Raw genomic sequence first — 15,435 nt, forward strand, 5'->3', positions numbered from 1 at the left:
CACCGCGGACGCGTTAGTTCGGTAGTGTCACCGGCACCGGACGTGTCAGCAGATCAACGTAGAAATTGAAAAAACTCGGATTGTCGAAGCGTTTCACCACCGTCATCTTCTGCAAACCCGCCGGCGGCGAACTGGTGTAACCGGTCGACTTGCCATCATTCGCGCCGAAGCTCATATCCACATCCACCCATTCATCCACCGTCTGCGTTGCGAACGACGGATGCATCAGATACGCCAGCGTCAGCGTGTCCCAGATGTTCGTGGTGTAGTTTGGATTCGTTTCAAAACCGTTCTTGCCGTCGAATCCATAGCCATTCAAGGTCTTGAATAGTTGCGTGATGATGGTCTGTTTGTTCGGATCGTGCGCAACGCGGTCGTACAGCGTTTTGTCCATCTTCACGGTATCTGTCACGTCGAGCGGAATCACCACCTGTTTGATCGGCAGGCGCAGCACGGTCTTCGCCGCTTCCGGATCGAACCACCAGTTGAATTCGGCTGTGGGTGTAGTGTTGCCAGGCACATCGACCGCACCGCCCATGTAGATGATCTGTTTGATCAACGGCACGATCTCGGGATGCTGACGCGTGGCGAGCGCGATGTTGGTCAGCGGGCCGATCGCCAGAATCGTCACCTCGCCAGGATATTGCTTCACCGAATCGACGATGAAATCCACCGCGCTCCTGCTCTGCACTTTCGTGTGCGTGGCGAAGCCGTCCGGCGGTGCAACGAGGTCGCTGTCCGATTTCGGCTCGGGCGTATTCCACGCGCCGAAATAGCCGTCGCCGCCGGAGAATTGCTTCTGCTCGGCCTGGATGGTGGCGAAATCATGCGATAACGCATAATTGGCGCCCGCATAGACGCCGATCTGATTTTCAACGCCAAGACGCTCAACCGATTTCAATGCGTCCGATACGCCCTGCTTCAACCATTGATTGCCGGAGACCACCGTAATACCCAATACTTTCAGTGAACCTTGCGCCTGTAATTGCGCAGCCATTACGCCGAGCTGGCCGTCGTCGCTCAATGTGTTGTAGTCGCTGTCGATAATCACCCTGGGTGGATTCGTCTGGGCGTTGAGATCGTTCCCGCCACACGCCGAGAGCGCTGAGACGGCCACCACGCTTGCCATGCAGGTCAACGCCACGAAAAGTCCCTTCACCGATGTCTCCTTTTTATGCAGTCATACTGCTCGAATAAGGAGGCTCATCATAGACGTAAACCTAACGAAATAAAATCGTCAGATTCAATGCGTAATTCATGGAATCAGCTTTCTGCGCCTTAAATCATCGAAAATGGCGATAAACATCGTCTCGGTATCGACAAATTCGTGAAACCCAAAACGCCGCGCTTTTGATCCGTCGCCGAACATATCGTAGTCCCAGGAGAAAACGAAATCCGCAAAACGCCATGACGAGACATCCCGATAGGGAACGGGCTGCAGGCCATGCTTGACTGCCATCGCGCTCCACAATGATTCTTTGTCAGCCATGATCGAATCGAGCGACATAGGCAACGGCGGCGCCGCGTCGAGCTCGAAATAGCGGGCAATCTTCGGCCACACGTCGTTCCAGCGGAACAGATCGCCATTGTTGATGTTGAACGCCTGATTTGCGGCGCGTGGCTCGGTCGCGGCCCAGACCGTTGCGCGCGCAAGCAAACCGGCATCGGTCATTTCCAGCAGTTTGTCGTAGGCACCTGGTTTGCCGGGAAAACGCAAAGGCAAGCCGAGCTCTTTCGACATCGACGCATACACTGCAATCGCCACCGCCAGATTCATCGGGTTACCCAACGCAAAGCCGCCCACCACTGAAGGCCGGATCGCCGACCAGCTCCACGGCTTACCCTGCTGGCGCGACTCGAGGAAAGTCTGCTGGTCGAACATGAATTCTGGCGGCATGAAATGCGCATCGTCCTCGCGCGCCGGTGTCTTGAACGGACCAAGATGCCCACCGTACACCTTGTAGCCCTGCATCAGGCTCACATGCTGCAAGCCCGTCGCGACTGGTTCGAGGGCGTCGAGCACGTTGACTAGCATCGCCAGATTAGGCGGCACCAGTTCGGCCCAGGTGGGACGGTCCTGATACGCGGCATAGAACACGTGCGTGACGTGATCCAAAGCGCGCAGTTTCAACTGAGTATCGGCCGGATCGAGCAGATCGACGGCGATGTGTTGCACCCGTTCCCGAGCCTCGCCGCCGCGACGCGAGAGGCCGATCACCTCCCAATCGTCGAGCGTGACCAGATGATCGACCAGATTGCGCCCGATCACACCCTGTGCGCCCACCACCAAAGCCACCTTCTTTGTTGCGTTCATTGCCATGCTCCCGGTCACTCTTTTCGTTGCGACGGCCCACGCCATTCGGTAACTGAAAGATATCGGCACGACAGTGCTTTCGGTAGACTGCCGTATGGCATATCACCTGTGAACTGAACTCACGATGGCACGTTTGGATGTGAACCGTTCCGGCGAGCTCGAAGTGTTCGTGCGCGCGGTCGACCTAGGCGGGTTTTCGGCAGCGGCACGCGCGCTAGGGATGACGCCATCGGCAGTCAGCAAACTGGTGTCGCGTCTCGAAGCCCGGCTGGGCGCGCGGCTGGTGAACCGCTCGACACGCAATCTGCAACTCACGCCGGAAGGCTGCGTATTCTACGAACGCGGCGTGCGCGTCCTCGCTGAACTCGATGAAACCGAACGCGGTGCGGCCACCGGCGCGGCGCCCCGTGGCCGGCTACGCGTGCATGCGAACGTACCGCTCGGACGGCACTATCTGCTGCCGCTCGTGCCTGAATTTCTTGCTATCCATCCCGACATTACGCTCGATATTGTGCTGACCGATCAGGTGGTCGACTTGCTCGAACAGCGCACGGATATCGCGCTGCGCAGCGGTCCGCTGAAGGATTCGCAACTGGTGGCGCGCAAGCTGGGCGACGCGAAAATGGTGATTGTCGGTGCACCTGCCTATCTGGCGCGGCACGGTACGCCACAAACGCCCGCGGATCTGGCGGCGCACAACCGGCTGGGATTCGGCTTTGCAAGAGCGACGAGCGCCTGGCCGCTGCTCGACGCGGAGCAGCGCAGGATCGAAGTACCGGTGGAAGGCAATGCGCAGGTCAGCGATGGTGAGACGCTTCGCCAACTCGCGCTGGCTGGCGTGGGTCTGGCGCGGCTTGCTGCCTTTCAGGTGCGTGAGGATGTCGCTGCCGGCCAGCTCACCGTGCTGCTCGAAGCATTGGATCCCGGCGAGACCGAGCCGGTCAACGCGCTTTATCTTGGCCAGGGCGGTCATCTGCCCGCCCGTGTGCGCGCGCTGCTCGACTTTCTGGTGGAACGGATGCGCGTCGAGTGACGCGCACCGCTAGCTGTGAAGCCGCAGATTCACAAAACGCTGCGGCAGCGAATGTGAACCGCGTGGACCGAATGTGCCGCGAGTCACGAAGACGCGCGGCGCATTACGTGAACTTACGGCTGACGTGCCTGTGGCGCAGCCCCCGGACAAGCCGGGTCTTTACCCCAATGTCCATCGCACACGCGCCAGCGGCACAACTGGTCTTCGAAGAAGCCGCGTTGCCCGCACTCTTTCACGCGTTCGGCCAGCTTGGCATTCCCAGGCGTAGCCGATGCACTGACCTTGGTGGCCGTGCTACCGTCTGCCGCTTTCGCGTCAGCCGGTTTGGTGCGCGCCACGAGTGCAGCTAATAGATCGGCATCCGAATCATCTTTCGAAGCATTACCGGCCGGGCGCGATTTCTTCGTTTGAGCGACTGCGGTCGGCGCGCTCGCGTGATGATTGCTTGCGCTCGCGCTTTCCTTCTTGCCGTGCGCCGCCGTGTCGTGCTTCGCATTGCTGGCGACAGCCGTCGAAGAGCTCTTACCGTGCTTTGCCGCCGGCACCGTGACCGCCGACGCGGCCGTTGCGGACGCAACCGGTGTAGACGCGGTGCTTGGCTCAGCGCCATCGGCAAGCGCGCGCGACAAGCGGCTTGCATCACCGCTTGCAGGCTCACCCGCGGATGCCGCAGGCGCCTTGCTGTCGCTGTCGTCAGCAACGATCGTGGCCGCTTGCGACGACGCGGCAACCGGCGCCTCCGCTTTCACAGTGACCTGCGGCGCACCGCTCGCTGCGGACGCCGGCACCGCAGCTTTCGCGGCGTTGGCGGGCGTGGCTGACGCCAACGACTCCGTCTGCACACGCTGCTGCATATGCCACGCGCCCCAACCGCCGGCCGCGATCACCAGCAAGGCGACCAGCAGCAGCGGCGTTTTCGACCGGCGTGGTTTATCGGTAGGCGGCTCGACGCGGCCTTCCAGATTCGCGAGAATTCGCGAACCATTGCCATCGGCGCCCTTAGCCTTATCGGATAACAGGCTAGGTGGGGCTTTGGAATTCGAACTTTCCGGCGCACTCATTCACTGTCTCATTGAATCCTGGATTATTTCGCCGTGATAATACCGTTCCGGCTCCTCTCCGAGCAGGCCTGATTCTAAGAGCAAGCATTACAAAATACAATTGTTTCCAATTTCCGGGGTCGACTTTGATTGCCGTAGTACTTCTCGCCTATTTCGCCTTCGCCGTTGTGATCGCCGCAATGCTGCTATTGCCGGCGGTACGCGCCTCTTTATTAGGCGCCGCACTCGCCATTCATGGCCGCGTTATGCGCGGAGCATCTCAAGGTGCTTCACGTGCTCGCGGTCAATTAGTACGTTCGGCAAAAATTTCGCAATCGACCGCAGTTGATATGCAAAAGTTACTGGCAAAGCGGCGCTTGCTGATTTTTACCACCACAGGTATTCTTGCGACGCCGCCATTGGTGGCATTGGCTTTACGCGGCCGGCAATTATTCCAATTCGATGACACTGCACGGGTACCGGACGAGAAAATTGCCGCGTTATTGAATGGCGAACAGCTCGTGCCCCCGCCGCCGCTGCCGCCCGAGGTATTTGCAACGCAGGAAGTGGAGCAGATTCGGCCCGCGCTGAAAGACGCGAGCCGCGACTGGAATTTGCTCGACGCCGATTTCAGAACGCGTTTATTGCTCGTGTACAAAATCATGCACGAGCAGTACGGGTATGAAATGGCATTGCTGGAAGGTTATCGCAGTCCGGAGCGGCAAAACCGCCTGGCGCAAATGGGGGGCAACGTCACCAATGCCGCAGCGTTTCAAAGCTATCACCAATACGGTCTTGCCGCGGACAATGCGTTTTTGCGCGACGGCAAGCTCGTCATTTCAGAAAAAGATCCCTGGGCCATGCGAGGCTATCAGTTATACGGACAGACGGCCGAACAGGTCGGCCTGACGTGGGGTGGCCGTTGGAAATTGATGGATCTCGGGCACGTTGAATATCACAAACCCGGCTTCGTCCTGGGGCGTGGTCATTAAGGCGAAGTGGGCAATAAAGAGGTTGGCAATGGGGCGTTCAAGCAAATTTTCCGGCAAAAATCGGCAATGCCGCATGCATAACGGCATTCGCCCCAGCGCCATTGGCGAAACCGCCCATGGCGGATTTAACAATCCGGCCGCATTCACCTTCGCCTGAATATGCTTTCCATTTGTTTCAAACGCGGCGCTGGCAGACTTTGCCCGCGCTCGCGCCATGCTGTTTGCCACACACGCGCCACAACACACCTCACCAAGACCTGAACGGCTTATGCGACGCATTCTTAACGTGTTGACCCATACACGCACGCTCTCGATCATCGGCTTGCTCGCGCTCGCTGCTGTTTTGTTCATCGGTGCCGATACCTTGCAGATCGACCTGATGTGGCCTGCCATCGTGCTCGGCGCGGTGATCGCGCTATGGCTGCTGGTGTGGGTAGTGCGCCGCCTGCGCGCACGGCGCGCGAACAACAAGCTCGGCGAAATGCTTGAGCAGCAAGCCGAAAAACAGACCGAAACCGGCCCTGCCCCAACGCCCGCGCGCCAGGCCGAACTCGACGTGCTGCGCACGCGCCTCGTCGACGCGGTGAAAACCATCAAGACCTCGAAGATCGGTCAGATGTCCGGCGGCTCGGCGCTGTATGAATTGCCCTGGTACATCGTGATCGGCAACCCGGCCGCAGGCAAGAGCAGCGCCGTGCTGAATTCCGGTCTGCAATTTCCCTTCGCCGACAAAAACAGTGCAGTGATTCACGGCATCGGCGGCACGCGCAATTGCGACTGGTTCTTTACGACCGAAGGCATTCTGCTCGACACCGCCGGCCGCTATTCCGTGCACGAAGAAGACCGCACCGAATGGATCGGCTTCCTCGGCCTGCTCAAGCGCTTCCGGCCAAAGGCGCCGATCAACGGCATCATCGTCACGGCGAGCATTGCCGAGTTGACCAGCAGCAAGCCCGAGTTCGCGATCAATCTCGCGAAGAATCTGCGCCAACGGGTGCAGGAACTGACCGAGAAACTCGAAGTGTTCGCGCCGGTGTATGTAATGTTCACCAAGGCCGACCTGATCACGGGCTTCACCGAATTTTTCAGCGGCAGCGACCGCCATGAATACGACCGCGTGTGGGGCGCCACCCTGCCCTACGAACCGGACGAAAAGCGCGACGTGGTGGGCCTCTTTGATGAGCATTTTGAAGAGCTCTACGACGGCCTGAAAGAAATCAGCGTCGCGCAGATGTCGATCAACCGCGGCAACAAGCTCTCGCCGGGTCAGCTGAGCTTCCCGCTCGAATTCTCGACGATCAAGCCCGCGTTGCGCGCGTTCCTCGCCACGCTGTTCGAAACCAACCCGTTCCAGCACAAGCCGATTTTCCGCGGCTTCTATTTCACCAGCGCGCTGCAGGAAGGCGAAACCAACAGCGCCGCCGCCACGCGCATCGCCAACCGTTTCGGCCTCTCCGCGGACAGTCTGCCCAAGCCGCATAGCGCGTTCTCGAAGAACGGCTTCTTCCTGCGCGACCTGTTCTCCAAGGTGATCTTCGCCGACCGGCAGACCGTCAAGCAGTTCGCCAGTCCCGCCAAGACGCGCATGCGTTATGCCACGTTCTTCGGCTTCGTCGCGGTGCTCGCGTTGGCGCTCGGCGGCTGGACGTGGTCGACGATAGGCAATGAGCAGCTCGCCGACAACGTCAAGGCCGACCTCGACAACGTGGTGCGCCTGCAGCAGAACCGCAACGACCTGCAATCGCGTTTGCAGGCCATGGACATTCTGGAAGACCGCATCGACCAGCTCGAACAGTTCCGCCGAGACAAGCCGCTGGCAGTGTCGCTCGGGTTGTATCAGGGCGACCGCCTCGAGCAGCACTTGCTCACCGAGTATTACAACGGCGTGCGCCAGATCCTGCTCGACCCGGTCTCGCAGAATCTCGCGTCGTTCCTGAAGGACGTCAATGCGCACCCCGATCAGCTCGCACCGCTGAACCGCACGCCGGACGCCGCGGCGATTCCGGTGTCCGCGCACACGGCGATGGCGGCGAACAGCCAGGGCGGCCTGTATAGCGACGCGTCGCCGACCAACGTCGAAGACGCGTACAACGCGCTCAAGACCTACCTGATGCTGAGCGACAAGCGTCACGTGGAAACCGCTCACCTGACCGATCAGGTCGCCCGCTTCTGGCGCGGCTGGCTCGAAACGAATCGCGGCAACATGCCCCGCGACGAGATGATCCGCAGCGCCGAGCGCATGATCACCTTCTATCTGTCGCGCGTGTCGGACAACGACTGGCCGATGATCGACCAGAACCTCGGTCTCGTTGACCAGACGCGTGAAAACCTGCGCCGCGTGGTGCGCGGCATGCCGGCCCGTCAGCGCGTCTATGAGGAAATCAAGGCGCGTGCGTCGACCCGTTTCGCGCCGATGACGATCGCGCGCATCGTCGGCGAAAACAATACGGCCCTGGTGGCCGGCAGCTACGCGATCCCCGGCACGTTCACGCGTGAAGCGTGGTTCCAGTATGTGCAGCCGGCGATTCGCGATGCCGCTACCAAGGAATTGCAGGCCAAGGACTGGGTGCTCAACACCTCCGCGCATGACGACCTGACGCTCGAGGGCAGCCCCGAGCAGATCCAGAAAGCACTCGTAGCGATGTACAAGACGGAGTACGCGATGCACTGGCAGAAGTTCATGCAAGGCATTGCCGTGCAGAGCTTCGGCAGCTTCGGTCAGGCGGTGGATGCGATGAACCGTCTCGGCGATCCGCAGGATTCGCCGATCCGCAAGGTTCTCGAAACTGCGTATGACCAGACTTCGTGGGACAACCCGTCGCTCTTCAACGCGAACCTGAAGCGCGCGCAAACCGGCATGACCAGCTGGTTCAGGAACTGGTTCTCGCGTGCGCCGACCGGCCAGTTGAACGCCAACATCGACATCAACGGCAATCCGGTCGAAGTGCCGATGGGCCCGATCGGCCAGGAGTTCTCGGCGTTGGGCCGCATCGTCGTCTCCGGCGACAACGGCTCGATGTTGAAGGGCTACATGGACACGCTCTCGAAGGTCCGTACGCGCTTCAACGTGATCAAGAACCAGGGCGATCCGGGGCCGGGCTCGCGTCAGCTGATGCAGCAGACGCTGGACGGCAGCGGCTCCGAACTGGCTGATTCGCTGAAGTACGTCGACGAACAGATGCTGACGGGCCTCACCGATTCGCAACGCAAGGCACTGCGGCCGCTGCTGGTGCGTCCCCTGATGGCGGCGTATGCGGTGGTGATCCAGCCGGCTAGCGTCGAAGTCAACAAGGTGTGGAACGCGCAGGTCTACCAGACCTTCCAGGGGTCGCTCGCGAACAAGTATCCGTTTGAAGGCGATGCAAAGGTCGAAGCCGGCGCCGGCGAAATCGCCCAGGTGTTCGGGCCGGACGGCGCGATCGCCAAGTTCGTCGGCACGACGCTCGGGCCGCTCGCGGTGCGCCGCGGCGACACGCTGACCTCACGCACATGGGGCGATATGGGTCTCGCGCTGACGCCTGACTTCACCAGCGGTTTCGCGCGCTGGGTGGCGCCGCTTGCCGGCGGCGCGGCGACCTCGGGTGGCCAAAGCTCGGCCGAACCGCAGACCGTATTCCAGATCCTGCCGCAGCCGAGCAGCGGCACCACGGAATACACGCTCGCGATCGACGGCCAGCAGATGCGTTACCGCAATACGCCGCCGCAGTGGACCAACTTCGTATGGCCGAATCCGTCGGGCTCGCCGGGTGCGACGCTGAATGCCACGACCTTCGACGGCCGCACGCTGCAACTGGTCAACGAGCCGGGCCGCTACGGTCTGGAGAAGCTGATCAACTCGGCGCAACGCAAACGCCGTCCGGACGGCACCTTCGATCTGTCGTGGACGCAAGGCAATGTCACGGTGGCGGTCAGCATGCGCATCATCAGCACGTCACAGGCCTCGGGCAGCGCTAGCAGCGACGCACCGCAACAGCAAAGCCTGCGCGGCTTGCGGCTGCCGTCGTCGGTGGCGGACGTAAGCGCGGCAGCGAATTCAGTCAATGCGACGGCCGCGGGTGCGCCGGGCGCCGCGCCTGCTATCGCACCGGCCTCACCAGCGGCACGGCCGGCAACGGCCGCCGCCGCGGTTTCGAACACAGGGGGTGCGCAATGACGCAAACCGTGCAGGCGCAAATCGCCTACTTCGGCAAGATTCCGTCGCGCGGCGACTTCGTCAAAAGCGCGCACAACCCGCAATTGCTGGCCACGCTCGACCGCTGGATCGCCGAGGCCATGGAGTTGCTCACTGACGATCCGCGCTGGAAGATCGTCTACGAAAACGCCAAGCCGATGCACTTCGCGTTCCTCGGTTCGCGCAGCAAGCTGGCGATTGCCGGCCATATGGTGGCGAGCCAGGATCAATCGTCGCGCCGCTTTCCGTTTCTTGCCGCCACCGCGTTGGAAGTAGAAAAGCCGCTGACGTTCCTCGCGCACAGTCCGCTGGCCTTTGCGCGCCTGTGGTCGCGTATCGCCTCGCAGATGAAGCCTTTGCTCGGCGTGAGCGAGCCGGCCGGCGCGTTACACGCGCTCGGCGAAACGCAAGTGCTGATCGAAATCGGCGGCGGTCCAGGCAATCCGCACGACGGCACCTTCAACGACTTCGTCGAGCATCAGACCCTCTCCGGCCTCGAGCAGATGCTGCTTGCGAGCGGCCATCCGGTGCGCTTGCGTGGCGCGATGCTGGCGCTCGGTTCGCTGCTGCGTCCGGTGATGCAAAGCGGTTCATCGCATCTCGAACGCGGACTGACATTGCCGCTGCCGAACGATCCGTTCTATCGCTCTCTCGTCGCCGCTTTCTGGCTCGAACTGATCGCACCGTTCGTCTCGCAGGCCGATTTCGAACTGGCGATTTTCATTGGCACGATTGCCGAGCGCGAACGGCTCATCATCGGCTTTAACGGCGCCTCGGCCAAAACGCTGCACAGCGTGGTCGATCCGCAGGCGTACGCGGCACATAACATCGATATCGACGATCCCGAGTGGATCGACGAACACGCACAAAACGACCATGGCATCAGCAAGCTCGTCAGCTACCTCGACCAACCGCAACTGTCGTTGCGTGTCAGCATCGACACGTTCCGCGAAGCATTCACGGGAGCGTGACACGATGTTGAGCAAATCCACGCACATTGCCTCGCTGCTGGCCGGCCTTCTGATCAGCGCGTTCGCCCATGCCGACAATGACGGCCCGGCACGCGTCACGCCGGTCGACAACAGCGGCATTGCGATTCGCACGACGGTTCTGCCCGCGCCGTCGTCGCAGTCGGGCAATGGAGGCCCTGCGGTCAGCACGGCCGGGCTCGCCAGCGGCACCACCGGTGCCGGCACCGGTGCGATCAGCGCATCACCGCCGCCCGCCAATGCCATGCCGGGCCAGGTCGTAGTGGGCGGCAAAGTGCCGGATGAAGCGACCAAGGCCGCCGTGCTGGCACGTCTGCGCGACACCTACGGCGCGTCCAACGTGGTCGATCAGATCGAAGTCGCGGACGTCGCGACGCCGCCGAACTGGTCCGCCAACGTGCAAAAGCTGATCGGCCCGCAATTGAAGCAGATCAGCAAAGGCCAGTTGAAGATCGACGGCACCCAGATCGACGTGAAAGGTGAAGTGCACAACGAATCGCAACGTCAGCAGCTCGCAAGCGATATGGCGAACGCACTGAATCCGACCTATACGATCAAAAACGGTCTACGCGTGAGTGCATCTGAACAGGGCGTGCTCGATCAGACTCTGGCGAATCGCACGATCGAGTTCGAGACCGGCAGCGCGACCCTCACGCCGCAGGGCCGCGCGATTCTCGATCAGATGGCGGCTGTATTGTCGAAGATGCAGACGAAGACGGTGGCGATCATCGGCCATACCGACAACTCGGGCAATCGCACCTCGAATATCGCGCTGAGCCAGGCGCGTGCGGATGCGGTGAAGGGTTATCTGGTCGCGAGAGGCATTCCGCCCGAGCAGATGACGACCACAGGGGTTGGTCCCGATCAGCCGATCGCATCGAATGATACGACCGACGGGCGCGCGCGTAATCGGCGTATTGAGTTTCGCGCGGGGTCTTGAGTTGCTGCCTGCTTGACCTCATGAATTAAAAAAGCCTGGCACCGATTTCGATGCCAGGCTTTTTTTCTTGCGTTCAAGGAAGTTCTAGCTGTTTTCCTCGGGCTTCACGCCCAACAGCTCGCGAATATGCGCAAGCGACCCATCGTCCTTCACCACCGAGGAAAGCCACTGATGCAAAGGCATATCCGCGCATTCCGCCGCCTTGTCCGCAAGGTAAGCAGCCGGGTTATGCGGCTCGGTGCTGCGAAAGAACCTGGCCACGGCACGCAACTGCGCGACGGCTTGCGCACGGCTCTGGATTCCTGCAATCGGACTGATCGTGGTCGGCATGGTCGTCAACACGGGTTCCTCGCGTTGCGGTGAAGTCTTGAAGGTAGGCTCAGCGCGTTCGTGGTCTTCCGGCTTCGGCACTTTCGGCGGCGACGCTTCAGCGCTGACGCCCAGTTCGCGTGCGAAGCGTTCCGCCAACCGGTAGACGCTCTCATACGCATCTTTCGCCTGACGGAAACTTGGCGCCGAATCGGCCGCGCGCTGGTCCAGTTGCTGTTCGAGTGCGAGCATCGCCGCTTCGAACGCTTTCAGATCGACCAGCAGGGTTGAATAGAACGCAGGCGGCGTGGCGCGTTTCGACGCTTCGATCTGCTCGATGGAGGGCTTGCCGCGCGCGATGTCATCGGCGTGATCCGGATCGCGCTTGACCGCTTGCGCGACATGCGTGGCCACGTCCCAATCGATCGTGCTGTACGAACTGCCTTGCGACGACGTGAGGGGCATCGCCCGCAGCAGATCACCGGTGCGGCCCATCAGCCAAGCGACGTTGCCGAGGCGATACTCAGTGTCGTCGCCTTCCGGCAACGGATGCACGTGATCCCAGTACTGTTCGCACAGCCCCGTCAGCAGCGCATACCCTTGCGTGAGACCGGTTACGCCCTCTTCGATGGCCAACGCCTCGGTGAGCCAGACAGCGAGGCGCAGGTCTTTGGTCTGCGTCTGCAGCAGGTTGCTGGAGCGTTCGACCACGAATGGCCAGTCGGCCTCCTTGATATCCGTGACCCATTCGCCCTGATCCAGCGACGGGTCTTCAAAACGGCGCGCGTGCTGAATCGCGTCGAAGTCCGCCGAAAACAGCAGGTCGTCGCCGCAAGGCGATGTTTCGCTGATCGGCGCCAGCAGCGTGTTCAGATTAGTCGGCATGACAGAAAGCAATAAGTATCCGGTACGGCATTAAAACAGATTGGCAAGCAGGCGGGGACTTGCCTGTTCACGCAACCGTGTATTCGAACTCGCCCGCCTCGCTCGCACGGACCGCGATGCGCTCGATTGCGGTGCCATTGGCAATACGCTCCAGCACCTGCTGCGCGACCTCAGGCAATAGCGTGCCGTTCAGAATGTGGTCCACATTGCGCGCGCCGGAATCCACTTCGGTGCAGCGCGCCAGCACAGCGTCGACGAGTGATTCGTCCCACTCGAACACCGCCTTGTGATTCGACTCGATGCGGCGGCGGATCCGCTCCAGCTTCAAGTCGATGATTTCGGCGAGCACGTCATCGGAGATCGGGTAGTACGGCACCACTTTCATACGACCGAGGAACGCCGGCTTGAACGTCTTGTACAGTTGCGGGCGCAACGTCTCCGCGAGTTCGTCCGGATCCGGCAGCTCTTCGGCGCTCTTGTTCAGGCAGGCCTGCATCACCGCCTGCGAGCCGACGTTCGAGGTCAGAATGATCAGCGTGTTGCGGAAATCGATCTCGCGCCCTTCGGCGTCGTCCATCGTGCCCTTATCGAACACCTGGAAAAACATTTCCAGCACGTCCGGATGCGCCTTTTCCACTTCGTCGAGCAGCACTACCGAATACGGATTGCGACGCACCGCTTCGGTCAGCACACCGCCCTCGCCGTAACCGACGTAGCCCGGCGGCGAACCCTTCAGGCCCGACACGCTGTGCGCCTCCTGATACTCGCTCATGTTGAGCGTGACCATCTTGCGCTCGCCGCCATACAGCACGTCGGCGAGCGCCAGCGCGGTTTCGGTCTTGCCGACACCCGACGGTCCGACGAACATGAACACGCCGCGCGGCTTGTTCGGGTCTTCGAGACTCGCGCTGGCGGTGCGCACGCGTTGTGCAATCGCATCGAGCGCATGGTCCTGCCCGATCACGCGCGCGGCCAGCAGCGGCTGCAGATTCAGCACGGTCTGGATTTCGTCCTTGATCATGCGGCCGAGCGGAATGCCTGTCCATGAAGCGACGATCTCGGCGACCACGTGGCCGTCGACCTGCAATGGGACCATCGGCTGGCCACCCTGCAAAGCATGCAATTCCGCAACACGCGTGGCCAGCGTTTCACGCGCCTGCTGCGCCTTGTCGGCCTGCGCGGCGTCCGCGCTGCTCACGCGTGCGGCGTCGATTTCCGCACGCAGGCCGACGATCTCCGTCACCAATGCGCGCTCGTTGTCGTAGCGCGCTTCGTCAACGGCCAGATCTTTCACGTCTTCTTCACGTAGGCCGCGCAGTTCCGCGAGCCGCTCGTTGTGCAATGCACCGCTCGCCGCTTCGCGTTCCAGCGCGGCGATTTCGGCGTCGATGCGTTCGAGCCGCTTCTTCGTGTCATCAATCGCTGCAGGTGTCGAACTGTGCGCGAGCGCGACTTTCGCGCAGGCCGTGTCGAGCACGCTGATCGCCTTGTCCGGCAGTTGGCGGCCGCTGATGTAGCGATGCGACAGACGCACTGCTTCGGTGATCGCATCGTCCAGCACGCGGACGTTGAAGTGCTTTTCCATCAACGCAGCCATGCCGCGCAGCATCGCCGCCGCGAGCGTCTCGCTCGGCTCTTCGATCTTTACGACCTGGAAACGCCGCGCCAGCGCCGCATCTTTCTCGAAGTACTTCTTGTATTCGCTCCAAGTGGTCGCTGCGATGGTGCGCAATTCGCCGCGCGCCAAAGCCGGCTTCAGCAGATTCGCCGCATCGTTCTGGCCTGCCTGGCCACCGGCGCCAATGATCGTATGCGCTTCGTCGATAAACAGAATGATCGGATGCGGGCTCTTCTTCACCTCGTCGATCACGTTCTTCAGGCGGTTCTCGAACTCGCCTTTAACGCTCGCACCGGCTTGCAGCAGCCCCATATCGAGCACGTGCAACGCGACGCCTTTCAGCGGCGTGGGTACGTCGTCGGCCGCGATGCGCAGCGCGAGACCTTCGACCACCGCCGTTTTACCGACGCCTGCCTCACCCGTCATGATCGGATTGTTCTGCCGGCGACGCATCAGGATGTCGATGGTCTGGCGAATCTCGCCTTCGCGGCCGATCACCGGATCGATCTTTCCTTCGCGCGCACGCTGCGTAAGATTGCTGGTGTAGGTATCGAGCGCGGGGGTTTTAGAAGGCGCACCGGGTGCGGAGTCGGCCGTAGCGACATCGCTCACGCCTTCTGCGGCGTTCTCTGCCGCATTGCTCCATTCGACTTCACGCGACCCCGCAGTCATTTCGTCGAACTTGTGCTTCAGATCCGTCACCCGCACGTCGCGCAGCAGCGGCGACATACGCTCAGCAAACTGCGCGAGGTCCGGCGCCGTCAGCAACGCCAACAGCAAATGCCCTGAGCGAATCCGTCCGATCTGCGAATTTAGCGACGCGATCAACCACGCCTGTTCGAGCAAATCGATGAGGTGCTTCGAGAATACCGGCGTGCGCGTGTTGCCTGTCTTCAAGCGCTGCAATTCACGCTCGATATCCGCGCGCAAAGCATGCGCGTCGACCCGGCTCGCACGCAGCGCCAGCGTGACATCGCTCGCCGGTTCATCCAGCAGCGCCAGCAGCAGATGTTCGAGGTCGACCTCATAGTGACCGCGCGCGAGACAGTTGTTCGCCGCAAGCAAAGCCGCTTGCCGGCAGGTCGGATTCAGTTTGGCGATCAGGGTATTGAGGGACGTGCTCATGTCGTGCGATCCGGGTCCA

General features: G+C 61.4%; 10 protein-coding genes. 5 read left to right on the plus strand and 5 right to left on the minus strand.

What is annotated here, in order from left to right:
* Positions 1–13: 13 nt before the first annotated feature.
* Positions 14–1,159: a nucleoside hydrolase gene (locus tag PQQ86_RS30440; RefSeq protein ID WP_408275503.1), complete on the minus strand. Its 1,146-nt coding sequence runs from the start codon at positions 1,157–1,159 to the stop codon at positions 14–16.
* Positions 1,160–1,255: 96 nt separating this feature from the next.
* On the minus strand, positions 1,256–2,314 hold the full coding sequence (locus tag PQQ86_RS30445; protein ID WP_408275506.1) for an SDR family oxidoreductase: 1,059 nt from the start codon (positions 2,312–2,314) through the stop codon (positions 1,256–1,258).
* 124 nt (positions 2,315–2,438) lie between these two features.
* Between PQQ86_RS30445 and PQQ86_RS30450 the strand changes: the two genes are divergently transcribed.
* Positions 2,439–3,347: a LysR family transcriptional regulator gene (locus tag PQQ86_RS30450; RefSeq protein WP_408275509.1), complete on the plus strand. Its 909-nt coding sequence runs from the start codon at positions 2,439–2,441 to the stop codon at positions 3,345–3,347.
* A gap of 113 nt (positions 3,348–3,460) precedes the next feature.
* On the opposite strand, the gene PQQ86_RS30455 is transcribed toward PQQ86_RS30450, so the two are convergent.
* A complete protein-coding gene (locus PQQ86_RS30455; protein ID WP_408275512.1) occupies positions 3,461–4,408 on the minus strand; it encodes a hypothetical protein in 948 nt (315 codons plus the stop codon).
* 125 nt (positions 4,409–4,533) lie between these two features.
* On the opposite strand from PQQ86_RS30455, the gene PQQ86_RS30460 reads away from it, so the two are divergent.
* From PQQ86_RS30460 to PQQ86_RS30475, 4 genes are all read left to right on the plus strand, one after another.
* On the plus strand, positions 4,534–5,379 hold the full coding sequence (locus PQQ86_RS30460) for a M15 family metallopeptidase (protein ID WP_054036462.1): 846 nt from the start codon (positions 4,534–4,536) through the stop codon (positions 5,377–5,379).
* A 268-nt stretch (positions 5,380–5,647) separates the two neighbouring features.
* Complete coding sequence (tssM, locus tag PQQ86_RS30465) at positions 5,648–9,532, plus strand: type VI secretion system membrane subunit TssM (RefSeq protein ID WP_408275515.1); 3,885 nt, start codon at positions 5,648–5,650, stop codon at positions 9,530–9,532.
* Positions 9,529–10,521, plus strand: a complete 993-nt coding sequence (gene tagF / locus PQQ86_RS30470) for a type VI secretion system-associated protein TagF (RefSeq protein WP_408275520.1) — start codon at positions 9,529–9,531, stop codon at positions 10,519–10,521. The genes tssM and tagF overlap by 4 nt, the downstream gene beginning before the upstream one ends.
* Before the next feature lie 4 nt (positions 10,522–10,525).
* A complete protein-coding gene (locus tag PQQ86_RS30475) occupies positions 10,526–11,479 on the plus strand; it encodes an OmpA family protein (protein WP_408275525.1) in 954 nt (317 codons plus the stop codon).
* Between the two features lie 84 nt (positions 11,480–11,563).
* Here the strand turns inward: PQQ86_RS30475 and tssA are convergent, their stop codons facing one another.
* Both tssA and tssH read right to left on the minus strand, forming a co-directional pair.
* Positions 11,564–12,673, minus strand: coding sequence for a type VI secretion system protein TssA (gene tssA / locus PQQ86_RS30480; RefSeq protein WP_408275528.1), 1,110 nt, complete (start codon positions 12,671–12,673; stop codon positions 11,564–11,566).
* A gap of 67 nt (positions 12,674–12,740) precedes the next feature.
* Complete coding sequence (gene tssH, locus PQQ86_RS30485; protein ID WP_408275533.1) at positions 12,741–15,416, minus strand: type VI secretion system ATPase TssH; 2,676 nt, start codon at positions 15,414–15,416, stop codon at positions 12,741–12,743.
* Between the last annotated feature and the right edge of the window lie 19 nt (positions 15,417–15,435).

Origin of the sequence: Paraburkholderia sediminicola (assembly GCF_046026675.1) — a bacterium.
In the GTDB taxonomy this organism is placed as follows: domain Bacteria; phylum Pseudomonadota; class Gammaproteobacteria; order Burkholderiales; family Burkholderiaceae; genus Paraburkholderia; species Paraburkholderia sediminicola_F.

Coding starts and splice junctions, on each gene's coding strand:
- PQQ86_RS30445 (WP_408275506.1), bottom strand. CDS start 2,314: ATGAACGCAACAAAGAAGGTGGCTTTGGTGGTGGGCGCACAGGGTGTG.
- PQQ86_RS30450 (WP_408275509.1), top strand. CDS start 2,439: ATGGCACGTTTGGATGTGAACCGTTCCGGCGAGCTCGAAGTGTTCGTG.
- PQQ86_RS30455 (WP_408275512.1), bottom strand. CDS start 4,408: ATGAGTGCGCCGGAAAGTTCGAATTCCAAAGCCCCACCTAGCCTGTTA.
- tssM (WP_408275515.1), top strand. CDS start 5,648: ATGCGACGCATTCTTAACGTGTTGACCCATACACGCACGCTCTCGATC.
- tagF (WP_408275520.1), top strand. CDS start 9,529: ATGACGCAAACCGTGCAGGCGCAAATCGCCTACTTCGGCAAGATTCCG.
- PQQ86_RS30475 (WP_408275525.1), top strand. CDS start 10,526: ATGTTGAGCAAATCCACGCACATTGCCTCGCTGCTGGCCGGCCTTCTG.
- tssA (WP_408275528.1), bottom strand. CDS start 12,673: ATGCCGACTAATCTGAACACGCTGCTGGCGCCGATCAGCGAAACATCG.
- tssH (WP_408275533.1), bottom strand. CDS start 15,416: ATGAGCACGTCCCTCAATACCCTGATCGCCAAACTGAATCCGACCTGC.